Origin of the sequence: Nonomuraea sp. NPDC050227 (genome assembly GCF_044459705.1) — a bacterium.
Classification (GTDB): domain Bacteria; phylum Actinomycetota; class Actinomycetes; order Streptosporangiales; family Streptosporangiaceae; genus Nonomuraea.
Window position 1 is genome coordinate 201,702 of record NZ_JBITJF010000008.1, and the last position, 23,385, is coordinate 225,086.

25 protein-coding genes and 1 riboswitch are annotated in these 23,385 nt (G+C 72.2%); of the genes, 16 read left to right on the plus strand and 9 right to left on the minus strand.

From position 1 onward, the window contains the following. The first annotated feature begins 105 nt into the window (after positions 1–105). The 8 genes from ACIBK9_RS29915 to ACIBK9_RS29950 all read left to right on the plus strand — a co-directional run bounded on the left by ACIBK9_RS29915 (position 106) and on the right by ACIBK9_RS29950 (position 8,177). Entirely contained in the window at positions 106–321 is a 216-nt protein-coding gene (locus ACIBK9_RS29915; protein WP_387666315.1) for a DUF3040 domain-containing protein, read from the plus strand. Positions 322–426: 105 nt separating this feature from the next. Next, a complete protein-coding gene (locus tag ACIBK9_RS29920) occupies positions 427–1,842 on the plus strand; it encodes an amino acid permease (RefSeq protein WP_397162181.1) in 1,416 nt (471 codons plus the stop codon). Next, complete coding sequence (locus tag ACIBK9_RS29925) at positions 1,839–3,083, plus strand: arginine deiminase (RefSeq protein WP_364331550.1); 1,245 nt, start codon at positions 1,839–1,841, stop codon at positions 3,081–3,083. Before ACIBK9_RS29920 ends, ACIBK9_RS29925 begins: the two co-directional genes overlap by 4 nt. Before the next feature lie 43 nt (positions 3,084–3,126). Continuing rightward, positions 3,127–4,131: an ornithine carbamoyltransferase gene (gene argF / locus ACIBK9_RS29930; RefSeq protein ID WP_397162182.1), complete on the plus strand. Its 1,005-nt coding sequence runs from the start codon at positions 3,127–3,129 to the stop codon at positions 4,129–4,131. Then, positions 4,132–5,067: a carbamate kinase gene (gene arcC / locus ACIBK9_RS29935; RefSeq protein WP_397162183.1), complete on the plus strand. Its 936-nt coding sequence runs from the start codon at positions 4,132–4,134 to the stop codon at positions 5,065–5,067. Between the two features lie 25 nt (positions 5,068–5,092). Next, entirely contained in the window at positions 5,093–6,514 is a 1,422-nt protein-coding gene (locus ACIBK9_RS29940) for an amino acid permease (protein WP_397162184.1), read from the plus strand. A 1-nt stretch (position 6,515) separates the two neighbouring features. Beyond that, the gene (locus ACIBK9_RS29945; RefSeq protein WP_358294021.1) at positions 6,516–7,382 is read left to right on the plus strand and encodes a universal stress protein; all 867 of its coding nucleotides are present in this window, start codon (positions 6,516–6,518) and stop codon (positions 7,380–7,382) included. Between the two features lie 300 nt (positions 7,383–7,682). Further along, on the plus strand, positions 7,683–8,177 hold the full coding sequence (locus tag ACIBK9_RS29950; protein ID WP_026214021.1) for a transcriptional regulator: 495 nt from the start codon (positions 7,683–7,685) through the stop codon (positions 8,175–8,177). 413 nt (positions 8,178–8,590) lie between these two features. Here ACIBK9_RS29950 and ACIBK9_RS29955 read toward each other — a convergent pair whose 3' ends face one another. The 3 genes from ACIBK9_RS29955 to ACIBK9_RS29965 form a co-directional block, all read right to left on the minus strand. Continuing rightward, positions 8,591–8,977 carry an SAV_6107 family HEPN domain-containing protein gene (locus ACIBK9_RS29955; protein WP_387666304.1) on the minus strand — a complete coding sequence of 129 codons (387 nt, stop codon included), beginning with the start codon at positions 8,975–8,977 and terminating at the stop codon, positions 8,591–8,593. Positions 8,978–9,511: 534 nt separating this feature from the next. Further along, on the minus strand, positions 9,512–9,703 hold the full coding sequence (locus tag ACIBK9_RS29960) for a (4Fe-4S)-binding protein (protein WP_357705325.1): 192 nt from the start codon (positions 9,701–9,703) through the stop codon (positions 9,512–9,514). A gap of 6 nt (positions 9,704–9,709) precedes the next feature. Further along, positions 9,710–10,882: a cytochrome P450 gene (locus ACIBK9_RS29965; RefSeq protein WP_397162185.1), complete on the minus strand. Its 1,173-nt coding sequence runs from the start codon at positions 10,880–10,882 to the stop codon at positions 9,710–9,712. A gap of 91 nt (positions 10,883–10,973) precedes the next feature. Between ACIBK9_RS29965 and ACIBK9_RS29970 the strand changes: the two genes are divergently transcribed. Then, positions 10,974–11,573, plus strand: a complete 600-nt coding sequence (locus ACIBK9_RS29970) for a TetR/AcrR family transcriptional regulator (RefSeq protein WP_397162186.1) — start codon at positions 10,974–10,976, stop codon at positions 11,571–11,573. A 161-nt stretch (positions 11,574–11,734) separates the two neighbouring features. Continuing rightward, positions 11,735–12,241, plus strand: a complete 507-nt coding sequence (locus tag ACIBK9_RS29975) for a hypothetical protein (protein ID WP_397162187.1) — start codon at positions 11,735–11,737, stop codon at positions 12,239–12,241. On the opposite strand, the gene ACIBK9_RS29980 is transcribed toward ACIBK9_RS29975, so the two are convergent. After that, a complete protein-coding gene (locus ACIBK9_RS29980; RefSeq protein WP_397162188.1) occupies positions 12,224–14,002 on the minus strand; it encodes a hypothetical protein in 1,779 nt (592 codons plus the stop codon). The two genes, ACIBK9_RS29975 and ACIBK9_RS29980, sit on opposite strands and share 18 nt — an antisense overlap. Positions 14,003–14,079: 77 nt before the next feature. Beyond that, complete coding sequence (locus ACIBK9_RS29985; protein WP_397162189.1) at positions 14,080–14,808, minus strand: L,D-transpeptidase family protein; 729 nt, start codon at positions 14,806–14,808, stop codon at positions 14,080–14,082. A gap of 210 nt (positions 14,809–15,018) precedes the next feature. Here ACIBK9_RS29985 and ACIBK9_RS29990 point away from each other — a divergent pair, with 210 nt between their 5' ends. Next, positions 15,019–15,495, plus strand: coding sequence for a YbaK/EbsC family protein (locus ACIBK9_RS29990; protein ID WP_358294035.1), 477 nt, complete (start codon positions 15,019–15,021; stop codon positions 15,493–15,495). Positions 15,496–15,505: 10 nt separating this feature from the next. After that, positions 15,506–16,069 carry a GNAT family N-acetyltransferase gene (locus ACIBK9_RS29995; RefSeq protein ID WP_397162190.1) on the plus strand — a complete coding sequence of 188 codons (564 nt, stop codon included), beginning with the start codon at positions 15,506–15,508 and terminating at the stop codon, positions 16,067–16,069. A 187-nt stretch (positions 16,070–16,256) separates the two neighbouring features. Here ACIBK9_RS29995 and metF read toward each other — a convergent pair whose 3' ends face one another. Further along, the gene (gene metF / locus ACIBK9_RS30000) at positions 16,257–17,177 is read right to left on the minus strand and encodes a methylenetetrahydrofolate reductase [NAD(P)H] (protein ID WP_397162191.1); all 921 of its coding nucleotides are present in this window, start codon (positions 17,175–17,177) and stop codon (positions 16,257–16,259) included. 85 nt (positions 17,178–17,262) lie between these two features. Here metF and ACIBK9_RS30005 point away from each other — a divergent pair, with 85 nt between their 5' ends. Next, positions 17,263–18,330, plus strand: a complete 1,068-nt coding sequence (locus ACIBK9_RS30005) for a polyprenyl synthetase family protein (RefSeq protein ID WP_397162192.1) — start codon at positions 17,263–17,265, stop codon at positions 18,328–18,330. 137 nt (positions 18,331–18,467) lie between these two features. Here the strand turns inward: ACIBK9_RS30005 and thiE are convergent, their stop codons facing one another. The 3 genes from thiE to ACIBK9_RS30020 are packed head-to-tail and all read right to left on the minus strand — an operon-like array spanning position 18,468 to position 20,673. Beyond that, entirely contained in the window at positions 18,468–19,121 is a 654-nt protein-coding gene (thiE, locus tag ACIBK9_RS30010) for a thiamine phosphate synthase (RefSeq protein ID WP_358294039.1), read from the minus strand. Further along, positions 19,099–19,473: an Rv2175c family DNA-binding protein gene (locus ACIBK9_RS30015; protein WP_358294041.1), complete on the minus strand. Its 375-nt coding sequence runs from the start codon at positions 19,471–19,473 to the stop codon at positions 19,099–19,101. The genes thiE and ACIBK9_RS30015 overlap by 23 nt, the downstream gene beginning before the upstream one ends. Positions 19,474–19,503: 30 nt before the next feature. Further along, positions 19,504–20,673 (minus strand): FAD-dependent oxidoreductase, encoded by a 1,170-nt coding sequence (locus tag ACIBK9_RS30020; RefSeq protein ID WP_358294043.1) that lies wholly within the window; start codon positions 20,671–20,673, stop codon positions 19,504–19,506. 52 nt (positions 20,674–20,725) lie between these two features. Next, positions 20,726–20,842, plus strand: a riboswitch (TPP riboswitch). Between ACIBK9_RS30020 and ACIBK9_RS30025 the strand changes: the two genes are divergently transcribed. The 3 genes from ACIBK9_RS30025 (at position 20,832) to ACIBK9_RS30035 (ending at position 23,357) form a co-directional block, all read left to right on the plus strand. After that, entirely contained in the window at positions 20,832–22,412 is a 1,581-nt protein-coding gene (locus ACIBK9_RS30025; protein ID WP_397162193.1) for an FAD-dependent oxidoreductase, read from the plus strand. It overlaps the preceding riboswitch by 11 nt. Continuing rightward, positions 22,409–22,609 (plus strand): sulfur carrier protein ThiS, encoded by a 201-nt coding sequence (gene thiS, locus ACIBK9_RS30030; RefSeq protein WP_352331034.1) that lies wholly within the window; start codon positions 22,409–22,411, stop codon positions 22,607–22,609. The genes ACIBK9_RS30025 and thiS overlap by 4 nt, the downstream gene beginning before the upstream one ends. Further along, positions 22,602–23,357 carry a thiazole synthase gene (locus ACIBK9_RS30035; RefSeq protein ID WP_397162194.1) on the plus strand — a complete coding sequence of 252 codons (756 nt, stop codon included), beginning with the start codon at positions 22,602–22,604 and terminating at the stop codon, positions 23,355–23,357. The genes thiS and ACIBK9_RS30035 overlap by 8 nt, the downstream gene beginning before the upstream one ends. Positions 23,358–23,385: the final 28 nt, after the last annotated feature.

Here is a 23,385-nt window from a genome sequence, read left to right on the forward strand (position 1 = left end):
GCGGGCGTCCCGGCCGGCCGTTCACCCCGGCCGGCCCGGCGAATTTGGCAATTACCGACATACAGGTATAAAACCTGCTCTAAGTCTTCTCGGGGGAGGTTTCACATGGCGCTGTCGGCACGCGAGCAGTCGGTACTCAAGGCCATCGCCCGGCAGGTCAGGGACGAGGACCCCGAGCTGTTCGCGGCCATGTCCCGGCACGGCGCTCCGGCGTCGCTGGCCTGGCCGCTGGCGCTGATGGCGCTGTGCCTGGCGGTGTTCGCCGTCGTGCTGCTGGTGACGGGTTCACCCGACCCCCTGCCGCACGCCGTGATCAGGTAAAACCCCCGCAACCTCCCGTGTCGGCGTCCTTCGCGTAGGGCACGTCCCCGAGGGCCGTACGCGCTCGGCGGCGGCTCTTCCTGGGGACTCGCGCGGGGGGCACGCATGGGGGAACCACGTCCGCCCTCCGACGGCGTGACCACGGCGGCCCGCGGGAGGCGCCCGGCGGCCGCCGGCGGCCTCGGCCTCGGCGCGGCCGTCGCGCTGGTCATGGGGAACGTCGTGGGCACCGGCATCTTCCTGCTGCCCGCCTCGCTGGCCGCGTTCGGCACGGTGAGCCTGGTCTCCATGGTCCTGGTCACCGCGGGCGCCATCGCCATGGCGATCGTCTTCGGCCGCCTGGGCGGGCGCATCCCGGCGGCGGGCGGCCCCTACGCCTACGCGCGCGAGGCGTTCGGGGAGTTCGCCGGGTTCTGGATCGCCTGGTCGTTCTGGCTGACCGCGTGGATCGGCAACGCGGCCATCGCCGTGGCCTGGGTGGGCTACGTCCAGTACCTGGCCCACGGGCTGTTCGGGCTCAACTGGGGCAGCACGTTCGGCGCGATCCTCATCGGCCTGACCGGGCTGTGGATCCCGGCCGTGGTCAACCTGGCCGGCGTGCGCAACGCGGCCGCCTTCCAGGTGGTCACCACGGTCCTGAAGTTCACCCCGCTGCTGTTCGTGGCGATCGTGGGCCTGTTCTTCGTGCACCAGGACAACTACCCGGCGTTCAACGCCAGCGGCGGCGGCTGGGTCTCGGCCGTCTCCCTGGCGGGAGCGGTCACGCTGTTCATCTACTCGGGCGTGGAGAGCGCCGCCATCGCGGCCGACCGGGTCAAGGACCCGGTCCGCACCATCGGCCGGGCCAGCGTCATCGGCGTGCTGGCCTGCGCCGTCATGTACATCCTGAGCACGGTCGCCGTGATGGGCACCGTGCCGCAGGAGGAGCTCGTCGGGTCCACCGCGCCCTTCGCCGCGGCGCTGGACCACATGTTCGGCGGCACCGGCGGCGGGCTGCTCATGGCGGCCTGCGCCGTCGTCTCCGGCATCGGCGCGCTCAACGGGTGGACCCTGCTGGTCGCCGAGATGCCGCTGGCCGCCGCCAAGGACGGCCTGTTCCCGCCCGCCTTCTCCGTGGTCTCCCGGCGCGGCGCGCCCCTGACGGGCATCCTGGCCGGGACCGTCCTGACCTCGCTCATGCTGCTGGTGGGCTACGCCTCCGCCAACGCCTTCGACACGATCGTGCTGCTGGCCTCCTTCACCACGGTCATCCCCTACTTCTTCTCGGCCGCCGCGCAACTGTTCTGGCTGGTCACCCGGGAGCGGCGGATCGAGCGCGGGCGGCTGGCCCGCGACCTGGCCGTCGCGGTGCTCGCGCTGCTGTTCTCGTTCTGGATGGCGTACGGCTCGGGGCCCCCCGCCGTGCTCGGCGGGACGCTGATGTTGTTGGTCGGCGTGCCCGTCTACATCTGGCTGAAGGCCAGGCACGGCGAGTACGGCCCGCGTGATGTCCGGCGCGCTGAGGGGATATCTGAAAAATGACCTTTCATGTCGATTCAGAGGTCGGCCGACTGCGCCAGGTCCTGCTGCACAAGCCGGAGCTGGCCCTCAAGCGGCTGACCCCCAGCAACAAGGACGCCTTCCTGTTCGACGACGTGCTGTGGGTGCAGCGCGCGGTGGAGGAGCACGAGGAGTTCGAGCGGGTGCTGCGCGGGCGCGGCATCGTCGTCCACATGCTGGCCGACCTCCTGCGCGACGTGGTCGACATCCCCGAGGCCCGCAAGCACATCCTGGACGCGGTCATCGACGAACGCTGGCTCGGCCCGACCGCCATCGACGACATCCGCAACACCCTCGACGGCATGGACGCCGGCACCCTCCAGATGCACCTGACCGGCGGCATCACCAAGCGCGAGCTGGTCGCGATGGGCTGCGACCCCAAGTCGGTGGCCTTCCACACCACCGCCGACGACGACTTCGTCCTGCCGCCGCTGCCCAACCACCTGTTCACCCGCGACACCTCCTGCTGGATCTACGACGGCGTGTCGATCAACGCGATGCGCAAGAAGGCCCGCATGCGCGAGACGGTCAACCTGGAGGCCGTCTACCGGTTCCACCCGATGTTCGCCGCCGGCTTCGACCGGCCCTACGAGGGCGGCTTCCACTGCTGGCTGCCCGGCCACGCGATGGCCCCGGCGACCCTGGAGGGCGGCGACGTGCTGGTCATCGGGCGCGGCGCGGTGCTGGTCGGGATGAGCGAGCGCACCCAGCCGCAGGCGGTCGAGATGCTGGCCCAGCGGCTGTTCGCGGCCGGGTCCGCGACCCGGATCGTGGCGCTGGACATGCCGAAGGCGCGCGCGTTCATGCATCTCGACACGGTCATGACCATGCTGGACGTCGGGGTGTTCACCAAGTACGCCGGGCTCGGGATGTTGCCGACGTACACGATCGAGCCGGGCGAGACCTCCAAGGAGCTGCGGGTCACCGACCACCCGCCCCAGGACATGCACAAGGCCATCGCCCGCGCCCTCGACATGGACGACATCACCGTCCTGACCCCCCACCAGGACGTGTACGCCGCCGAACGCGAGCAGTGGGACGACGGCTGCAACGGCCTGGCCGTCGAGCCCGGCGTCGTCATCGCCTACGAGCGCAACACCACCACGAACAACCACCTGCGCGACAACGGCATCGAGGTCATCACCATCCGGGGCAGCGAGCTCGGCAGAGGGCGCGGCGGCCCGCGGTGCATGAGCTGCCCGCTGGAGCGCGACGGCATCTAGCGGACGTCCGGCCGGCACCCGGACGGCCACAGGAAGGGGCGACATGGCGTTCAACCTGCGCAACCGCAGTTTCCTCAAGGAACTGGACTTCACGCCGGAGGAGTTCGGCTTCCTGCTGCACCTGTCGGCGGAGCTGAAGGCCGCCAAGTACGCCGGGATCGAACGGCAGCGGCTCAAGGGCAAGAACATCGCGCTCATCTTCGAGAAGACCTCCACCCGCACCCGCTGCGCGTTCGAGGTGGCCGCCCACGACCAGGGGGCGCACGTCACCTACCTCGACCCGGCCGGCTCGCACATCGGGCACAAGGAGTCGGTCAGGGACACCGCTCGGGTGCTGGGCCGCATGTTCGACGGCATCGAGTACCGGGGCAGCAAGCAGTCCTACGTCGAGGACCTGGCGGCGCTGTCCGGCGTGCCGGTGTGGAACGGCCTGACCGACGAGTGGCACCCCACGCAGATGCTGGCCGACATGCTCACCGTCCAGGAGCACAGCGACAAGCCGCTGCGCGAGGTGTCCCTGGCCTACCTGGGCGACGCGCGCAACAACACCGGCCACTCGCTGCTGGTCACCGGCGCGCTGCTCGGCCTGGACATCCGGCTGGTCACCCCGGCCGCGCTGCGGCCCGACCGGGACCTCGCGGTGCGGCCCGCCGAGGAGCTGGCCAGGTCCACCGGCGCCCGGATCACCATCACCGAGGACGTGGCCGAGGGCGTCAGGGGCGCCGACTTCCTCTACACCGACGTGTGGGTCTCGATGGGCGAGCCGAAGGAGGTGTGGGACGAGCGGATCGAGCTGCTGCTGCCGTACCAGGTGAACGACGACGTCGTCCGGGCCACCGGCAATCCGGACGTGAAGTTCATGCACTGCCTGCCCGCCTTCCACAACCGGGAGACCGGCGTCGGCGCCGACATCCACGCCAGGACCGGCCTGGAGGCCCTGGAGGTGACCGACGAGGTCTTCGAGTCGCCGCACTCCATCGTCTTCGACGAGGCCGAGAACCGGCTGCACACCATCAAAGCGATCATGGTCGCAACCCTGGGGGACTGAATGCGGGTCATCGTCGCACTCGGCGGCAACGCGGTGCTCAAGCGCGGCCAGAAGCCGGACGCCGGCGTGCAGAGGGACAACATCGCCACCGCCGTCAGGACGCTGGCACAGCTGGCCGGCGAGCACGAGCTGGTCATCACCCACGGGAACGGCCCCCAGGTCGGCATGCTGGCGCTGGAGAGCGCCGCGGACCCGAACCTGAGCCGGCCCTACCCCTTCGACACGCTCGGCGCGCAGACGCAGGGCATGCTCGGCTACTGGATGCAACAGGCGCTGCAGAACGCCCTGCCCGGCCGGCAGGTGCTCGCCATGGTCACCCAGACCCTGGTCAGCGCCGTCGACCCGGCCTTCGACGACCCCACCAAGTTCGTCGGCCAGATCTACGAGGAGGACGAGGCCCGCAAGCTGGCCGCCGAGTACGGCTGGACGGTCAAGCCCGACGGCGACCACTGGCGGCGCGTCGTCCCCTCCCCCACGCCGCAGCGCATCGTGGAGACCCGGCTGATCCGCAAGATGGTCCGCGAGGGCGTCGTGGTGGTCTGCGCGGGCGGCGGCGGCATCCCGGTGGTGCGGGACGCGCGCGGCCGGCTGGCGGGCGTCGAGGCCGTCATCGACAAGGACCTGACCGCCTCGATGCTGGCCGAGGCGCTGGAGTGCGACGCCTTCCTCATCCTGACCGACGTCCCGCGGGTGTACCGCGACTTCGGCGCCCCCGGCCAGAGCGAGATCGCCTGCACCACCCCGCACGAGCTGCGCGGCCTGCGCTTCCCGGCCGGATCGATGGGACCCAAGGTCGAGGCGGTGTGCCGCTTCGTCGAGACGACCGGTGACATGGCCGCCATCGGCAGGCTGGACGAGGCGAAGGACATACTCGCCGGTTCCGCGGGCACGATTGTCACGCCCAACGGGATGTGGCCGTTGACCAGCACCCTCTAGGAGACCGACCCGCTAGGAGACCGACGTGACACTGGCCGCACGGCTGCTGCGCACCAAGCCGACCGAGCGCATCGTGGCCGAGGGCGGGCAGGGCGAGGGCGGCGAGCTGCGGCGCACGATGACGTTGTGGCAGCTGACGCTGTTCAGCGTGGGTGCCACGCTGGGCACCGGCATCTTCGTCATCCTCGGCCAGGCGGTGCCCAAGGCGGGGCCGGCGGTGGTGCTGGCGTTCGTGCTGGCGGCCGTCACGGCGTTGTTCTCGGCCCTGTCGTACGCCGAGCTGGCCGGGACGATCCCGGTGTCCGGGTCGTCCTACTCCTACGCGTACGCGACGCTGGGCGAGCTGGTGGCCTGGGTGTGCGGCTGGTGCCTCATGCTGGAGTACGCGGTGTCCGTCGCGGCCGTGGCCGTGGGCTGGGGCGAGTACCTCAACGCGTTCCTGCGCAGCCTGTTCGGCTGGACGCTGCCCGAGGCGATCACCCGCTCCCCCGGCCAGGACGGCGGCGTGGTCAACGTCACCGCGATCCTCATCGTGCTCCTGGCCACCTGGCTGCTGCTCTACGGGGCCTCGGAGTCGGCCAAGGCCAACGCGGTGTTCGTGCTGATCAAGATCGCGGTGCTGGTGTTCTTCTGCGCGGTGGCGTTCACGGCGTTCCAGTCCGGGAACTTCACCCCGTTCGCGCCGCTCGGGGTGGCCGGGATCACGGCGGCCGCCTCGCAGGTGTTCTTCTCCTACATCGGCTTCGACGCCGCCTCCACCGCCGGCGAGGAGGCCAGGAACCCCAAGCGCGACCTGCCGCTGGCCATCCTGCTGTCCCTGCTCATCGTCACCGCCGTGTACGTCCTGGTCGCCGTGGCCGCCATCGGGGCCAAGCCGTGGACCGAGTTCGCCCCGGAGAGCACCGAGGCGAGCCTGTCGCAGATCGTCGACCAGGCCACCGGCGCCACCTGGCCGGGCGTGATCGTCTCCTTCGGCGCGGTGATCGCCATCGCCAGCGTCGTGCTCACGGTCATCTACGGCCAGACCCGCATCCTGTTCGCGATGTCCCGCGACGGGCTCATCCCCCGGATCTTCCAGCGGGTGAACCCGCGCCACCAGGTGCCGGTCGCCAACACGCTGATCGTGGCCCTGTTCATCTCGGTCCTGGCCGGGCTGGTGCCGCTCGGCCAGCTCGCCGAGGCCACCAGCATCGGCACGCTGTTCGCCTTCCTCATCGTCAACGTCGGCGTGCTGGTCCTGCGCTACCGCAGCCCGGAGCTGCCGCGCAGCTTCCGCACGCCGCTCTTCCCCCTCACCCCGGCACTCGGCGCGATCTTCTGCGTCATCGTGATGGCCGGGCTGGCCGGCGTCACCTGGGCCGCCTTCGGCCTGTGGATGCTGGTCGGCCTGATCTGCTATTTCCTGTACGGCTACGGGCATTCACGGCTGAATGCCGAGGTGCGGTGACATGAAGTTCGACAAGGTGCTGGCCGGGTACATCGCCGAGCCGCGCGGCGGGGACGGGCTCGCGCTGGCCGTCGTGCTGACCCGGCAGACCGGGGGCAGCCTGACGGTCGCGACCGTCCAGCCGCCCGTGACGACCACGCCGGGCCCCGCCCGCGCCGACGAGGGCGCCTGGCGCTCCTACCTGCGTGAGCAGGCCGAGACCGCGCTGGCGCGGGCCCGCGAGCTGGCCGGCGACCAGGCCGAGTACGTGCGCCACACCAACAAGGGCAGCGGGCGCGGCCTGGTGGAGGTGGCCCGCAGGCGCGGCGCCGACGTCGTGGTCATCGGCTCGGCGCCCGGCGGCACCCGGTCCCGCATCACCGTCGGCAGCACCGCCGACCAGCTCCTGCACTCCTCGCCGGTGCCCGTGCTGCTGGCCCCGCGCGGCTACGGCGACGACCCGCCGGCCGCGTTCGAGCGCATCACCGTCGCCTACCGCCGCGGGCCCGGCGCCGACGCCGCCGTCCGGGGCGCGGCCAAGGCCGCGGTCACCCTGGACATCCCGCTGCGGCTGGTCACCCTGGTGGTCAGGACCGGCCGCCGCGTCCAGGTCGAGGAGGACATGCTCGTACGGCTGCGCGACCAGGCCGCCGCGGACCTGCGCGCGGCGGCGCGGGGGCAGCGGCGCAGGCTTCAGGTCGAGGTGGAGCTCCTGGAGGGCCGGAACGTGGCACAGGCGCTCGGCACGACCACGTGGCTGCCGGGAGAGCTGCTCGTGTGCGCCTCCAGCGACGCGGGGCCGCTGCGCCGGGTCTTCCTGGGCGACACGTCCATCAAGATCGTCCAGGCCGCGACCTGCCCGGTCATGATTCTGACGCGCGAGACCTGACGCTCGATTTCACTCGTCAAACTATGACGAAGTAGTGTTGCCACCGGTACAAGAGGGGCGTTTGTTGCGTTCCCTCCCGGACCGGATTCGGCATCTTTTTTCCAATCAGCTTGACCTTAGGCTCCCACCCCTTTACCGTCACTGTGCGTAACCACACCGCGCGGCGTTCTGGGGTAAACCCAGGGCCACGGCTACCGATGGTGCCGAGCCTGGCACCGTACCCCCCGGTGGCTGGGGCATATGCCGCAAGGGAGCACAATCTACTAAGAGCGATACATACGAGAGCCGGGGGGCCACACGATGCCGTCTGAGTACGCAAAGTCGCTGGGTGCACGACTCCGCGCCATCCGCACCCAGCAGGGGCTGTCCCTGCATGGAGTCGAAGAGAAGTCGCGCGGCAGGTGGAAAGCCGTGGTCGTGGGCTCTTACGAGCGTGGCGACCGAGCTGTCACCGTGCAGAAGCTTGCCGAGCTTGCCGACTTCTACGGGGTGCCCGTCTCCGAGCTGCTGCCCGGAGGCGCCGCGCCGAGCCCGCTCGGGCCCACTCCCAAGCTTGTGATCGACCTGGAGCGCCTGGCGACACTGCCGAAGGAGAAGGCCGGAGCGCTTGCCCGTTACGCCGCCACCATTCAGAGCCAGCGTGGCGACTACAACGGCAAGGTCCTGTCGATCCGCCAGGAGGACCTGCGTTCGTTGGCTGTGATCTATGACAAGTCGCCGAGCGAGTTGACCGAGGAGCTCATCAGCTGGGGCGTGCTCGACGCCGAGGCGCGCCGGGCCGTCGAGTCCTTCTAGAACCCACCGCTTCACCCCCGAAGGGCCCGCCAATTCCCCTGGCGGGCCCTCCGTCGTACCGCCCCGAAAATGAACTTTCAATTATTCGGCGAACGCGACAAAGGGCCCGAATCCCAAAAACGGATTCCTGCGGCCTGCACGCGCCCCCGAGGGGCCAGGCGCGAAGCGAGGCCCATCAGAGGGACAAGCGGGACCACCAAGGCCCGACGTAGCGAAGACCCGGCCGTCCTGGCGAAAAGCCGGCGAAGCCGCGCCCCTCGAAACAGGCCCCACAGGCGTCGCGGTACCTCCCCCGGCCCCTTTGGGCACACGTGTCAGCAACAGCCGCCTTGCTCACGTTCATCGGCTTTGTTAGACCCCGCCACCCGCGCTCTTCCGCGCGGCGGCGTCGCCTGGAGAGCCGGGCGGCGGGGTCAGCCCGCCAGCGGCACGTCCACCGGAAGCTGGGGCTGGGCGGGGACGCCGAGCAGGTCTTCCACCGTCGAGACGAACGTCTCGGCCTCGGCCAGGATCTCATTGGCGTCGGCCGCGCTGATGCCGCGGACCACGCCCGCCTCCGCGGCCGCGCGCTTGGCGGCGCTCACGGAGAAGTAGGCGGCCCACTCGGCGAGGTGCGGCTCGGCCTCGGGCAGCAGCTCCCACGCGCTGCGCAGACGGCGCCTGCGGCCCTCCATGGGACGGGGACGGGCGGCCAGGATCGCCGCAGCCGCACGAAGAGCCGCCAGGTGGGCGGCCACATATCGGGATGCCGGGGTGCGAGCGGCGGTCGCCTCCGCCAGGCAGGAACGTGAATCGGTCAAGTGTGCCCGAACCGCAGGCGACAGCCGGGGCCCGGGCGTTTCTCTAGGCCGTGGTGCCATCTTGCGCGCCTCCTTGGAGTCGTGGGCGGCGGCCGGCGTCTCCGCCGGTGAGGCCAACACTCTCAGACGCCACCGACATTTCCGCCGGGCCGGCCGGACGAGGAGCTTCCCCTCTCCCCGTCCGGCCAGGACACGCCCACTCGTCTCCGCCGACGACGAGGACGCGCCCTTCGCCCGTGGAGCCTGGCCACGGGAATCGCTTGGGGAAGCGAACGACCGCGGCCAGGCCCTTGGGTGACGTTGAGCCGCGAGCCTCACCGCCACTAGGTCGAACATAATTTCGATCACGCTCGGTGTCAACCTGTTCCACGAACACAGGTTCGATGACCATGCCGCGAAATGATCGATCCGTCCCGCGACGTCCCTCCGTTCGGGCACGGTGATCGCCGCCCGCGAGGGCGCCAGGAGCGCACGAAGCCGCCGCCACCGGGGGCGGTGGCGGCGGCGGACGGTCAGACCGGACGAGACGGCGGCTCAGGACACGGAGATGGCCCCCGACGGGCACAGGGACACCGCGCGCCGCACGGCCTCCTCCTGCCCTTCCTCGGGCACCTCGCGCAGCAGCACCACCGTGCCCTCGTCCTCACTCTGGTCGAACACCTCCGGCACCGTCAGGGCGCACATGCCCGCCCCGATGCACACCGTCGTATCCGCTGTGATCTTCATCGTGACCTACCAAGTGACAGGGAGGCGGTGCACTCCGTAGACGCTCATGTCCGAACGCATCGGCACCTCCTCAGGCGTTACGGCCAAGCGTAGGCCAGGCAGCCGCCGCAGCAGCGCCGGGTACGCGATGCGCATCTCGGCCCGGGCGAGCTGCTGCCCGAGGCACTGGTGGATGCCGTGACCGAAGGTCAGGTGCCCGCCGACCGGCCGGTGGACGTCGAGGCGGTCGGCGTCCTGGAAGCGGGAGGGGTCGCGGTTCACAGTGGGCAGGTGGAAGGCGACCGACTCGCCCGCCCTGACCAGGTGGCCCTCGATCTCGACGTCCTCCAGGGCGCTGCGCACCGGACCGAGGTGGATGATCGTGAGGTAGCGCAGCAGCTCCTCCACGCCGTTGTCCACCACGGAGGGGTCGTCGCGCATGGCGGCGAGCTGGTCGGGGTTGGTGAGCAGCGCGTACGTGCCCAGCCCCAGCATGTTGGCGGTCGTCTCGTGCCCGGCCAGCAGGAGCAGGAACGCGACCCCGGTCAGCTCCTCGTGGTTCAGCTCCCCGACGAGCCCGCTGAGCAGGTCGTCGGCCGGCTCGGCCCGCTTGCGGCCGATCAGCTCCGACAGGTACGCCCCGATCCTGGCGAACGCGGCCAGGGCGTCGTCGGCCTTGGTCTCCAGGTTGACCAGGATCTTGGTCTCCTCCTGGAACACCGCGCGGTCCTCGTACGGCACCCCGAGCAGCTCGCAGATCACCAGCGACGGGATCGGCAGCGCGAAGGACTGCACCAGGTCGGTGGGCGGCCCGGCGGCCTGCATGGCGTCGAGGCAGGAGTGGGTGATCTCCTCGATCCTGGGTTCCAGCGCCTTCATCCGTCGGACGGTGAACTGTCCCATGAGCAGCTTGCGGTAGCGCGTGTGCTCGGGCGCGTCCATGCGCAGGAAGAACCCGGGCGGCAGCTGCTGCTGGAGCTGCACCCGGGTGGGCACGACGGGGTGCAGCCGCTCCGGACGGTTGCTGAAGCGGGGATCGGCCAGGATCGCGCGGGCGGCCGAGTAGCCGGTGACCAGCCAGCCGAGGTGGCCGTCGGCGAAGGTCAGGCGGTGCATGGCGCCCTGTTGTCGCAGGGCCGTGGCTTCCTCGGGCGGATCGAACGGCCGCCGGCGGGTGATGGGAAAGGTCAGGTCGGACATGCTGGCTCCCTTCCGAGCTCACTCCCTAGAAAACCTCAATCGATGCAAAACTTCAATGCATGAAATTCGTAAATCGGTGTAGAGTTCCGTCATGGTAGGACTGCGGGAGCGCAAGAAGCAGCGCACGCGCCGGGCGCTGATCGAGGGCGCGCTCCGGCTGTTCGGCGAGAAGGGCTACGAGGAGACCACGCTGGCGGAGATCGCCGCCGCCGCCGAGGTCTCCACGCGCACCTTCTTCAGCTACTTCGCCAGCAAGGAGGACGTGCTCTTCTACGACTCCGAGCACCAGATCGAGCGCGCGCTGGCGTTCCTGTCCGCGCCCGCCCCCGGCCAGACGCCCGCCGACCTGCTGCGCGCCTTCATCGAGGACGCGCTCTCGACGTCGGACGACGGCCAGGACACCTGGTCGGAGCAGACGGCGCTGCGCCTGGAGCTCATCATGCGCGAGCCGCCCCTCCAGGCGCGGGCGCTGCACCTGCTGTTCGACAGCCAGCTTCGGCTGGCGGACGCGCTGTCGGCGGCCTATCCCGGCCGGCTCGACCGGGTCGAGGCGGCGGCCGCCGTGGGGTCGCTGATCGGCGCGGTGAAGCTGGCCGTGATGACCACGCTCAACGACGGCCTCCCGGTGGAGGAGGCCCGCGACGCCGCCCGCCGGGCCGCCGACATCGCCCTCCACGGCCTCCCCCGCTGACCACCCTGCCCGCGCGGCCGCGGGTGGCGGGTGACGGCACGCGTCTGACAGGCTGTCGGCGCGGATGGCGGACAGCTGACGGACCGGCCGTACGCGAATCGGCGCGGGTGGCGGACAACCGGCGGATCGGCCGTACGGGCACGGCCGGGTGAGGGGGATCGGTGCGAGGACGGACGGGCACGCTCATCCTGCTGCTGTCGGGGCCGGTCCTGGCGGCGGCGTACGCGGCCGTCAACTACGCGGCCCTGCGCACGGCGTCGGGCGCGCGGGGCCCCGATCCGGCGGACCCGATGACCTCCGGCGGCCTGACGTCGCTGGGCTCGGACCTGTGGTGGATCGTCAGGGGCATCGCGCTGGTGGCGGGCGTCGCGGCCGCGGGGATCGCCGTGGTGGGCCTGCTGCTGCTGCGCCGCGCGGCCCGGGGTCGCGGCGCGCTGCTGGTGTTGTCGGGCGTGCTCATCCTGCCGTACACGCTCGGGCTCGCGGCGGCCGTCTACAACCCCGTGCCGGGGCTGGCCGGATTCTACGACCATCAGGCTTTCGCCGACGCGCTCCCGCCGTACCAGTGGTTCTCGGCCCTGCTCCTGCTGGCGGCGGCCCTGGCCCAGGCCATTGGCATGGTCCGCGCGTACACCGCGGCCCGGACGGCGTCAACGCTCCCGCGCTGACCCGCCGGGGCAGCGGTCGCTGACCCAGGTGGTCCAGCCCTCGCGGGTGCCGCCCGCGCCGGTCGCGGCCCACCCCGCGGGCGCCGGCCCCGAGCCGGGCGGGACGACGGCGGTGCAGACGCCGGCCGGCGGCGTGCCGTCGTAGAGCTCGGCCTCGGTCCAGGAGACGCGGTAGGCCAGGACGGCCCGGACGTTCCACACCACCCGCCGGTCCACGGCCACCCGTCCCGGGCCCGTGAGCACGGGCAGCCAGTCGGGCCCGGCGGCGGGCGCGGACTTCGGCGCCAGGTCGGCGGCGAAGACCACGTTGACCGCCGCCAGCACGGCCAGGACCGCCGGCCACCCCCGGCGGGCGGTCAGCAGCGCCGCTGCCACCAGGCCCGCCAGCAGGACGAGCGCCGCCAGGGAGGTGGCGACCAGGTCGAAGGAGTCCCGCACCCGGCTGAGGAAGATCGCCTCGGGGAAGTCGAAGGCGATGAACGCGTATCGCTGGAGCCGGTCCCCGGCGTACCGGACCACCACGCCGCCGGTCGCCGCGAGCAGCCCGGCCGCCGCGAGCGCGTGCCGCACGACGGCCCCGCGGCCGGCCCTGGCCAGCACGAGCAGCCCGGCCAGGGTCCAGGCGAGCGCCACGCAGGCCAGGTAACGGCCGTAGGCGTAGTTGCCGATCCGGTGCTCGTCGGGGAGCGCGGCCGAGGAGGCGTAGGCGATGCCCAGGGTCGTGGCCAGCAGGACGGCCGCGAGCACGCGCCGCGGACCCGGCGCCGACCGCCTGGCCACGACGGCGACGGCGCCCGCGAGCCCGACCCCGGCCAGCCCCCAGGTCCCGGCGATCAGGTACCAGAGCTGCCCGGCCGCCCCCGCCAGCGCCCACGCCTGCCCGTCGAGCCCGCTCACCCGCTCGGCCAGGAGGCCGGACAGGTCACGCGCCCCGCCGGGGTACAGCGCCGCGGACAACACCCGGTTGAGCGCCGTCGCCGCTCCCGCCGCCACCACGGCGGCCACCAGCCCGGCCGCCGCGCCCCTGCGGCGCGCGATGGACAGCCCCGCCGTCGCCGTCCCGGCCACCGCGCCGCGGCGGCGCGCGAAGAACCTCCCTGCCGGGCCCCGGCGGCCCGCGATGAGCAGCCCCGCCATCGCCGGCAGGGTCACCGCCAGGACGACGGTGCCGCGCAGGTGCACCGCCATGGCGTACCCCGCCAGGCCGCCCGCCAGCACCCCCGCCCTGACCGACCCCCTGGCCACGAGGTCGTGCAGCGCGACCAGCCAGGCCAGGACGAGGGTGGGCAGGACCGCGTCGGCCAGCGCCAGCCCCGAGAACAGCAGCAGCGACGGCGACAATCCGCCCGCGAACGCCGCCGCCATCGCCGCCCGCGGCCCGGTCCCCAGCCGCCGCAGCAGCAGGTACGCCAGCGGGAACGCCCCCGCCGCCACCATCGACCCCACCGCCACGACCAGCCGGTAGGCCACCACCGGATCCTGCGTGAACCAGAACACCGGCGTCAGCAGCAGCGGGTAGCCGCCCTGGTAGAAGGTGAAGCCGGTCAGATCCGCCCCGGGCCCGCCGGCCAGCCACCGGGCGGCGATCAGGTATCCGGTCTCGTCCGGGTTGGCCACGGGCCCGGCGTGCTGCCGGAACAACCACAGCCGCAGCGCGACCTGCGCCACCCATCCGATCGCCAGCAACCACCACGAACGCGACCGGCTCCCGCGCCGCACGTACGGGGCAGGAGCCGGAACACGAGCTGCGAACGTCGTCATGGAATTCCCCCTCAAATCGGGGGAAGTCCAGCAAGAGGCGGATAACCCGGCCGTCACCGGATCCGGTTATGCGGACGTTATGCGCGCCTGAAGGCGCCTCTCACATGCACCGGCACGCCCTTGCCGAGCAGGCCGGGCAGCACCTCGGCGACGTTCATCGGCATGCGCACGCAGCCGTGCGAGGCCGGGGAGAGCGGCACCGACAGCGCGCCGTGGAAGGCGATGCCGCCGTTGAAGAAGATCGGGTTGTAGAGCTGCCCCAGGTAGGACTTGTGCCAGCCGCTCGCCCGCCACGTCGTGCGGAAGTCGCCGGTCGGCGTGCGGGCCGAGCCGCAGAAGCGCTGCTCCTTGCCCTGCCAAGTGGTCGTCTCGCAGTACGGGACGCCGCTGCCGGAGGAGACGTGGGTGATGAGCCGCACCTGGCCGTCGATGTAGAGGACCATGATCTGCTTGGTCAGGTTGACCTCGGCGCGGGTCGGCTTGCCGTTGCCCACCAGCACCTTCGGGGTCTTCGGCTGCTCCAGCGCCTCCCACGTCCTGCGGGCGATCGTGCTGGTCGGCGTGATGCCGTTGACCTTCTGGAAGGCCCAGACGGCGGCGAGGGTGGTGCCGCCGTAACGGCCGTCGGCCTTGCCGGGCAGGTAGCCCAGAGCCGCCAGGCGCCGCTGCAGCCAGGTGACGGACGTGCCCTTCGCGCCCAGCTTCAGCGTCTTGCGCGGCGCCGTGACAGGCGCCGTGACAGGCGCTGTGACGGGCGCCTTCGCGGGGCCTGCCTTGGCCCCCGCCGCGCCTGGCGTGCTGGACACGCCGGTGACGGTCGTCGCGGCTGATGTGCCCGCGTGCGCGCCGCAGCCCGTGAGTACGACGGCCCCAGCCGTCAGCAGAGCAGCCACTCCGGGCAGCCGTCGAGCCCCCACCGGTACCACCTCTCATATCACGAACTATCCGGATCGATGGACCCTACACCACCTACCATGAACAGGTAATAAGCCGGTCAACCTGTTTAGAGTGTCCTCATGTCCGAGAAGTTGCCGGCGAACGCCGTCGTCGTGGAGGCCGCCCTGCGCGCGGCGGGCGCCACCGGAGAGATCGTCGTCCTGCCCGAGAAGGCCCCGACCGCGGCGACCGCGGCCGCCCAGCTCGGCTGCGAGGTGGGGGCGATCGCCAACAGCCTGATCTTCGACGCCGACGGCGCGCCGCTGCTGGTCCTGACCAGCGGCGCCCACCGGGTGGACGTCGAGCTCATCGCCCGTACGGCCGGTGTCGCCAAGGTGCGGCGGGCCACGCCGGAGTTCGTCAGGGCGGCGACCGGTCAGCCGATCGGCGGGGTGGCCCCGGTCGGCCATCCTGCCCCCGTCCGCACCCTGGTGGACAACTGGCTGAGCAAGCACGAGGTGGTGTGGGCGGCCGGCGGCCACCCGCTGACAGTGTTCCCGACGACGTTCGAGGAGTTGGTGGCGATCACCGGAGGCACTCCGGTCGACGTCGAGTAATGTGCGACGAGTGATCGAGTTTCGCGGGGCGGGCCCGGCCGAGTTCACCGAACGCCTGGACACGGTGATCGACATCTACACGGCGGCGATGAACCCGCCCCCCGAGCAGATCGCCGGCCGCAAGACCATCATGCGAAACCACGGCACATATCCCCATTTCCAGTGCTATTTCGCAGAGTTGCGTGACCCGACCGGTGTGGCGCGCCCCCGGACCGTCGGCTTCGCGTACGGCTTCCGCGGCGCGACCGGCCAGTGGTGGCACGACGTGGTGAGCAGGGCGCTGGCCGACGAGGCGGGCGAGGAGGCCGCGCACGCCTGGATGGGCCACGCCTTCGAGCTGGCCGAGATCCACGTGCACCCCGACCACCAGGGCAAGGGCATCGGCCGGGCCATGATCCGGACTCTGTGCGCCGGCCGCGCCGAGCGCTCGGCCGTGTTGTCCACGCACGACCGCCCCACGGCCGCCCGCCACCTCTACGCCAGCATGGGCTTCGCCGACCTGCTGACCCGCTTCGTCTTCCCCGGCGGCCACGAGGAGTACGCGATCGTCGGCCGCCCACTCCCCCTCGACTGAGGGCGCCGCACATCACCGCAGGTAAAGCCCGTACTCGCAGGGTTTGCCAGGTCATGCCCGAGGGCATCTTCATGACAGAAAGTGACGGACACGTTACCGACTGGATACCACCCCCTGCCCGTCACCCGCCCGGTCCCCCTGCGGGCGGGTGACGGGCATCCGCTCTGCGTGGGGTCGGGACGGCGGGTCAGGCTGTGGCGGCGACCGGCGTCAGGCGCTGGAACACCTCGCGCGAGGCGCTGGACCGGTTGAACGTGATGAAGTGGATGCCGGGCGCGCCCTCGTCGAGCAGCCGCTGGCACAACTCCGCGCCGTGCTCGATGCCGAGCGCCCGCACCGCGGCCGGGTCGTCGGCGACCGCCTCGAAGCGGGCCGCCACCTCGGCCGGGAACGGCGCCCCCGACAACTGCTCCGACCGCGCGATCGTGCTCATCTGCGTGACCGGCATGATGCACGGGATGATCGGCGTGTCACAGCCCTGGGCCGCCACCCGGTCGCGCAGCCGCAGGTAGTCGTCGGCCTGGAAGAACATCTGGGTGATCGCGTAGTCGGCCCCCGCGCGGCACTTGCGCACGAAGTACTCGGTGTCGGACTCGATCGACGGCGAGCGCGGATGCTTGTACGGGAACGCCGCCACCCCCACGCAGAACTCGCCCGCCTGCCGGATGAGCCGCACCAGCTCCTCGGCGTAGAGCACGCCCTCGGGATGCCGCACCCACTCGGCGGTCGGGTCGCCGGGCGGGTCGCCGCGCACGGCCAGGATGTTGCGCACCCCCGCGTCGGCGAAGCGGCCGACCAGGTGGCGCAGCTCGCGCAGCGAGTGGTTGACCGCCGTGAAGTGCGCCACAGGGGTGAGCGTGGTGTCGTGGGCCAGGCGCTCGACGATGTCGACCGTGCGGTCGCGGGTCGAGCCGCCGGCCCCGTAGGTCACCGACACGAACGTGGGGCGCAGGGACTCCAGCTCCCTGATCGCCTTCCACAGCTGCCGCTCGCCCTCGTCGGTCTTCGGCGGGAAGAACTCGAAGGAGAACGACCGGCCACCGGCGGCGAGCAGCTCGCGGACGGTGGGGACACGATCGGGCAGGATGGAGGGTCGACCAAGCGCCATGTCCCAAGCGTACAGGCCGGTGTCCGGGTCGGCCGCCCCTAGACCGGGGACCCGACCCCGAGTCCGCGCCCACTAGTCTCAAGGCATGACCACTGACGCCGCGAGCATGGACGCCCTGCGCACCCAGGTGGAGCGCGCCCTCGGGGAGTTCGTCGAACGGCAGCTGCCCGCCTCGGGCGACGCCGAGCTCGAACCGCTGCGCGCCGCCGCGGGCGACCTGCTGGCCGGCGGCAAGCGCCTGCGTCCCGCGTTCTGCTACTGGGGCTGGCGCGGCGCGGGCGGCACCGACGTGCCCGAGATCTTCACCGCCGCCGCGTCGCTGGAGCTGTTGCAGGCCAGCGCGCTCGTGCACGACGACGTGATGGACAAGAGCGACCTGCGCAGGGGCATGCCGGCCGCCCACCGCCGTTTCCAGTCCCTGCACGAGAAGGAGGGCTGGCACGGCTCGGCCGAGCAGTTCGGCGAGGGAGCCGCCATCCTGCTGGGCAACCTGCTGCTGGTGTGGTCGGGCGAGATGTGGCGCACCAGCGGCCTGCCGCCGGCGTCGCTGGCCGCCGCCCAGCCCGTCCACGACCACATGCGCACCGAGCTGATGTGCGGCCAGTACCTCGACCTGCTGGAGCAGGCCCACGGCGAGAACACCTTCGAGTCGGCGCTGCGGGTGGCGCTGTTCAAGAGCGGCAAGTACTCGGTGGAGCAGCCGCTCAGGCTCGGCCTGGTGCTCGCGGCCGGCGCGCTGGAGCCGTGGATGGACGAGCTGTGCACCGGCTACGGCCGCCGCGTCGGCATCGCCTTCCAGCTCAGGGACGACATCCTCGGCGTCTTCGGCGACCCGGCCCAGACCGGCAAGCCGGCCGGCGACGACCTGCGGGAGGGCAAGCGCACGATGCTGGTGGCCCGCACCCTGGCCGGGGCGGCTCCGGAGGCGGCCGCGACGGTGCGCAGGCTGCTCGGCGACCCCGCGCTCGACGAGGACGGGGTGAGCGCCCTGCGCGAGATCATCACGGACAGCGGCGCGCTGCGGGAGTGCGAGGACCTGATCGCCGGCTATCTCGCCGACGCGCTGGCCGCGCTCGACGAGGCGCCGGTCACCGCCGGTTCGCGCACGGCGCTGACCGAGCTGGCCATCGCCGCGACATCCCGCAGGACCTGACCCCGGGCCCCTGGTACCGGCGGCCGGCCTGAGCGGCCCGCTTCGCAGGCGGCCTCGCCGCGGAGTGCGGGCGCCCGTCGTGGACGGGCGCCCGGTCAGTGTCAGGGGGTCAGTGTCAGGGTCAGGGGGGCAAGGGGTCAGGGGGTCAGGCGTTTGGCGAACTCGGCCGCCGCCGCCCCCGGGTCCTCCGCGTCGGTGATCGCGCGTACGACCACCACGCGGCTCACGCCGTACGACATGACCTCGTCGAGGTTGGTGAGGTCGATGCCGCCGATCCCGAACCATGGCCGCGGCGCGGCCGCCCCCGGGGCCGGTCCCAGTGAGGCCGCGTGCCGCAGCAGCGCCGGGCCGGGCGCGTGGCGGCCCGGCTTGGTCGGCGTGGGCCAGATCGGGCCGCAGCAGAAGTAGTCGACGCCCTCCTCCACGGCCGCGGCGGACGCCTCGGCGACGGAGTGGGTGGACCGGCCGATGACGATGTCGTCGCCGAGCATCTCTCGCGCGACCGTCACGGGAAGGTCGTCCTGCCCCAGGTGGAGCACGTCGGGCCGGGCGGCGAAGGCGATGTCCGCCCGGTCGTTGACGGCCAGCAGCTTGCCGTGCCGGTCGCAGGCGTCGCGGAAGACTTCCAGGAGCGCGAGTTCTTCGCGTGCCTCCAGGCCCTTCTCCCGCAGCTGGATGATGTCCACGCCGCCGGCCAGCACCGAGTCGAGGAACTCTGCCAGGTCGCCGCGGTCGCGGCGGCCGTCGGTGCAGAGATAGAGGCGGGCCTCAGAAAGCGAGGGCCTGGGCACGCCGCTTGACCTCCGTGTGACGGCCGGCCTTGATCGCCTCGATGGGCGACCCCGGCAGGGACTCGTCTGGGGTGAAGAGCCAGCGCAACGACTCGATGTCGTCGTAGCCGGCGTCCTGCAACACGGTCAGTGTGCCGGGCAGGCCCTTCATCACGTCCTTCCCGTCGAGGAACACCGCGGGAACCTGTGGCCCGCCGCCGCCACGGCGCACGCCGAGCAGCTTGTGGTCCTTGAGGAGTTGCTTGGCCCGCCCGATCGAGAGGTCGAGGCGTGAGGCCACTTCGGGGAGAGTGAGCCACTCGTCGACGAGCTGGTCGGTCTCCCGGTCGATCTGTGCAACAGAAAGCGTCACGAAACCACAACTACCACATGCCGTCCTTGCTCAAACAACACAATCCCGTAGGGGGACCTCTGGATCTACCAGGCGTTCTGTGTCGAGGCGATGCCCGCCTTCGATGATCCTACGGCCCTGCACGTAGTCCCGGGGCCGGTCGACGGCGAGCACGGCGGCGAGGGTGTCGCCGGACGTCAGCCAGACGGCCGACCACTTGCCCTCGGGCTCGCCCCGGTAGAGCAGGCGGTCGCCGGAGGGGTGGTGGCCGATGTACTGGACCATGTGGCCGAACTGCTCGGACCAGAAGTAGGGGGCCGGGTCGTAGACGGCCTCCTCCCCCAGCAGGGTCGCGGCGGCGACCTCGGGCGAGCCGAGCGCGGTGTCCCAGTGCTCGACGCGCAGCCGGACGCCGTAGCGGCGCGACCACCAGGCCGCGCAGTCGCCGGCGGCGACCACGTTCGGCATGGACGTGCGCAGGTGCTCGTCGGTGACGACGCCGTTGTGCAGGTCGATGTCGGAGCCGGCCAGCCACTCGACGGCCGGGCGCACGCCGATGCCCGTGACGACCACGTGCGCCTGGACGAACTCGCCGCCCACCAGCCGCACGCCGCCCTCGTCCACCTCGTCGACCATGGTGTTCAGGCGCAGGTCGATGCCGTCGTACCAGTGTCGCGTGCGGGCGCCGATCTCCGGGCCCACGGCGTTGGCCAGCGGGGCGGGGCCGGCCTCGATCACGGTCACCGAGCAGCCGGCCTTGCGGGCGGCGGTGGCGACCTCGGCGCCGATCCAGCCGGCGCCGATGATCGCCACATGGGCTCCGGCCACGAGCCCGGCGCGCAGCTCGTGGGCGTCGTCGAGGGTGCGCAGGACGTGCTGGGGGCCGTCGCCGGGCACGGTGATCGGCTCGGTGCCGGTGGCGATCACGAGGCCGTCGTAGCCGAGCTCGCCCTCGGTCGTCTCCACGACGCCCTCGCGCAGGGCCTTGGCGGTGACCCCTGGCCAGAAGTCGACCTCCAGCGCGTCGAGGTCGGCCTCCAGGAAGCTGGAGTCGGCCGCGCCGGACAGCACGGCCTTGGACAACGGCGGACGGTCGTAGGGCCGATGGCGCTCCTGGCCGATCAGCGTGATCCGTCCGGTGAAGCCGCGCCCGCGCAGCGCCTCCGCGCTGCGCAGCCCGGCCAGGCCCGCTCCCACCACTACGACATGGTTCACGTTCATGACCATAACGGGGGCGGTGCCGGCACGTCGCGCCGAGGCCGTAGGCTGGAGGCGCAAGACGCGCGGGAGTCCGGCCGTCACCGGGCTGAGAGGAAGGCTTGAGCGGGCCTTCGACCGCAAGACACCTGATCCGGATCATGCCGGCGAAGGGAGCGCGGATGAATGTGATCGTGGGCGGCGGCGTCGTCGGGTTGTCGATCGCCTGGCGGCTGGCCCGCGAGGGGCTGCCCGTCACGGTGGTCGATCCGGCCCCGGGGCGCGGGGCGTCCTACGCGGCGGCCGGGATGCTGGCGCCCGTCAGCGAGGTCGCCTACACCGAGGAGCCTTTGCTGCGGCTGGGGGCCGCCTCGCTGAGCCGATGGCCGTCCTTCGCCGCCGAACTGGCCGCCGACGCGGGCCTCGGCCCCGATCTCGGTGCGGGCTCTGGGGCGGGTCTCGGCACGGGGCTGAGCGGCGGTCCCGGTGGCGGGGCCGGGGCGAGGGCCGGGGAGGCGTTCGGGGGCGCGTTCGGGGTGATCGGGCCGGAGGGGGCCGCTGGTCGTGCGCTCGACCTGCGCGCCGACGGCACGCTCGACGTCGCCTTCGGGGCCGACGACCTCGCGGCGCTCGACGACCTGGCGGCGTTCATGGACAAGCTGGGGCTGCGGGTCGAGCGGCTGACCGGGCGCGAGTGCCGGCGTCTGGAGCCCATGCTGGCCCCTTCGGTGCGCGGCGGGCTGCTGGCCCCCGGTGACGCCTGGGTCGATCCGCGCCGGGTCACGGCGGCGCTGCTGGCCGCGCTCGACCGGCTGGGCGTGCCCGTGGTGCGGGCGCGGGTGACCGGCCTGCTGCGCGACGGCGACGCCGCTCCGGGCGCCGCGACAGGCGCTGGGACCAGCTCTGGCACCGGCGCTCTGACCGGCGGTGGGATCAGCTCTAGGACCGGCGCTGGGATCGGTGCTGGGGCAGGCGGTGCGGCAGGACCTGTGGCGGGAGCCGTGACAGGTGCTGTGACAGGGGTGCGGCTTGAGGCCGTGCTCGGTCAGCCTGAGCCGGCGGTGCCGGAGATCGCGGCCGAGCGGGTGGTGCTGGCCGCCGGGGCGTGGAGCGGGGAGCTGGCCGACGTGCCCGTCCGGCCGGTCAAGGGGCAGATCATGCGGTTGCGCTCGCCGCAGCCGCTGCTCGGCCGGTGCGTACGCGGGATGGTGCACGGCGCGCCCGTCTACCTCGTCCCCAGGGGCGACGGCGAGCTGGTGCTCGGGGCGACCCAGGAGGAGCTGGGGTTCGACACCCGGGTGACCGCGGGCGGGCTCTACGAGCTGCTGCGCGACGCCAGGGAGCTGGTGCCGGGCGTCACCGAGCTGGAGGTCGCCGACGTGGTCGCCGGGCTGCGTCCGGGCACCCCCGACAACCTGCCGATCATCGGGGCGGGCGAGGTCCCGGGGCTGGTGCTGGCGACCGGCCACCATCGGGGCGGGGTGCTGCTGGCCCCCCTGACGGCGGCCCTGGTCACGTCGGCGGTGCTGACACCGTCCACGACGCCCCCGTCCGCGACGTCGAGGCCCCCGACGGCGGCCCCGACAACGGCCCAGACAGGCACACAGGCCGCGGCCCAGGCGGCGGTGCAGACAGGCACGCAGCCGGCGGCCCAGGCGGCGGCTCGGGTGGCGGGGGTTTCGACGGGCGCGGGGATTCTGACGGGTGAGGAGGGCGAGCTCGCCGCGCTGTGCTCGCCCGCGAGATTTCGGGATATTTCATGATTGTGACGATCAACGGCGCCGCGCACGAGGTGGCCGACGGCACCACCGTGGCCCAGGCCGTACGGACGCTGACCACCGCCACCACCGGCGTGGCCGTGGCCGTGAACGACGAGGTGGTGACGCGGAGCTCGTGGGAGACGACGGCGCTCGGCGACCGCGACCGCGTCGAGGTTCTGACGGCGGTGCAGGGTGGATGAGCTGATCATCGCCGGGGAGAAGTTCGCCTCCCGGCTCATCATGGGCACCGGCGGCGCGCCCTCCCTGGAGGTGCTCGACCAGGCCCTGGTCGCCTCGGGCACCGAGCTGACCACGGTGGCCATGCGGCGGCTCGACCCGGGCGCCCGCGGCTCGGTCCTGGACGTGCTGCGCCGCCGCGACATCAAGGTGCTGCCGAACACCGCGGGCTGCTTCACCGCGGGCGAGGCCGTGCTGACGGCCCGGCTGGCCCGCGAGGCCCTGGGGACGAACTGGGTCAAGCTTGAGGTCATCGCCGACGAGCGCACGCTGCTGCCCGACCCGATCGAGACGTTCGACGCCGCCGAGCGGCTGGTGGCCGACGGGTTCGTGGTGCTGCCGTACATCGGCGACGACCCGGCGCTGGCGCGGCGGCTGGAGCAGGCCGGCTGCGCGGCGGTGATGCCCTTGGGCGCGCCGATCGGCTCGGGGCTCGGGATCAGGAACCCGCACAACATCGAGCTCATCGTGGAGTCCGCCGGGGTGCCGGTGATCCTCGACGCCGGCATCGGCACGGCCAGCGACGCCGCCCTGGCCATGGAGCTGGGCTGCGACGCGGTGCTGCTGGCCACGGCGGTCACCCGGGCGCAGCGGCCCGAGCTCATGGCCTCGGCGATGAGGGCGGCCGTGGCGGCCGGACGCCAGGCTCGGCAGGCGGGCCGGATCCCGCGCCGGCGCTACGCCGAGGCGTCCTCACCGACGACCCCCTAAAGGCGCCCCAGAGACGCCCAGGAGACGG

What these genes read in the sequence shown, in the direction of transcription:
- metF (WP_397162191.1), bottom strand. Translation starts at nt 17,177, where the DNA reads ATGGCGCTTGGTCGACCCTCCATCCTGCCCGATCGTGTCCCCACCGTC.
- arcC (WP_397162183.1), top strand. Translation starts at nt 4,132, where the DNA reads ATGCGGGTCATCGTCGCACTCGGCGGCAACGCGGTGCTCAAGCGCGGC.
- ACIBK9_RS29950 (WP_026214021.1), top strand. Translation starts at nt 7,683, where the DNA reads ATGCCGTCTGAGTACGCAAAGTCGCTGGGTGCACGACTCCGCGCCATC.
- ACIBK9_RS29980 (WP_397162188.1), bottom strand. Translation starts at nt 14,002, where the DNA reads ATGACGACGTTCGCAGCTCGTGTTCCGGCTCCTGCCCCGTACGTGCGG.
- thiS (WP_352331034.1), top strand. Translation starts at nt 22,409, where the DNA reads ATGATTGTGACGATCAACGGCGCCGCGCACGAGGTGGCCGACGGCACC.
- ACIBK9_RS30005 (WP_397162192.1), top strand. Translation starts at nt 17,263, where the DNA reads ATGACCACTGACGCCGCGAGCATGGACGCCCTGCGCACCCAGGTGGAG.
- ACIBK9_RS29990 (WP_358294035.1), top strand. Translation starts at nt 15,019, where the DNA reads ATGTCCGAGAAGTTGCCGGCGAACGCCGTCGTCGTGGAGGCCGCCCTG.
- ACIBK9_RS29920 (WP_397162181.1), top strand. Translation starts at nt 427, where the DNA reads ATGGGGGAACCACGTCCGCCCTCCGACGGCGTGACCACGGCGGCCCGC.
- ACIBK9_RS29925 (WP_364331550.1), top strand. Translation starts at nt 1,839, where the DNA reads ATGACCTTTCATGTCGATTCAGAGGTCGGCCGACTGCGCCAGGTCCTG.
- ACIBK9_RS29970 (WP_397162186.1), top strand. Translation starts at nt 10,974, where the DNA reads ATGGTAGGACTGCGGGAGCGCAAGAAGCAGCGCACGCGCCGGGCGCTG.
- ACIBK9_RS30025 (WP_397162193.1), top strand. Translation starts at nt 20,832, where the DNA reads ATGAATGTGATCGTGGGCGGCGGCGTCGTCGGGTTGTCGATCGCCTGG.
- ACIBK9_RS29945 (WP_358294021.1), top strand. Translation starts at nt 6,516, where the DNA reads ATGAAGTTCGACAAGGTGCTGGCCGGGTACATCGCCGAGCCGCGCGGC.
- ACIBK9_RS29960 (WP_357705325.1), bottom strand. Translation starts at nt 9,703, where the DNA reads ATGAAGATCACAGCGGATACGACGGTGTGCATCGGGGCGGGCATGTGC.
- ACIBK9_RS29965 (WP_397162185.1), bottom strand. Translation starts at nt 10,882, where the DNA reads ATGTCCGACCTGACCTTTCCCATCACCCGCCGGCGGCCGTTCGATCCG.
- argF (WP_397162182.1), top strand. Translation starts at nt 3,127, where the DNA reads ATGGCGTTCAACCTGCGCAACCGCAGTTTCCTCAAGGAACTGGACTTC.
- ACIBK9_RS29915 (WP_387666315.1), top strand. Translation starts at nt 106, where the DNA reads ATGGCGCTGTCGGCACGCGAGCAGTCGGTACTCAAGGCCATCGCCCGG.
- ACIBK9_RS30020 (WP_358294043.1), bottom strand. Translation starts at nt 20,673, where the DNA reads ATGAACGTGAACCATGTCGTAGTGGTGGGAGCGGGCCTGGCCGGGCTG.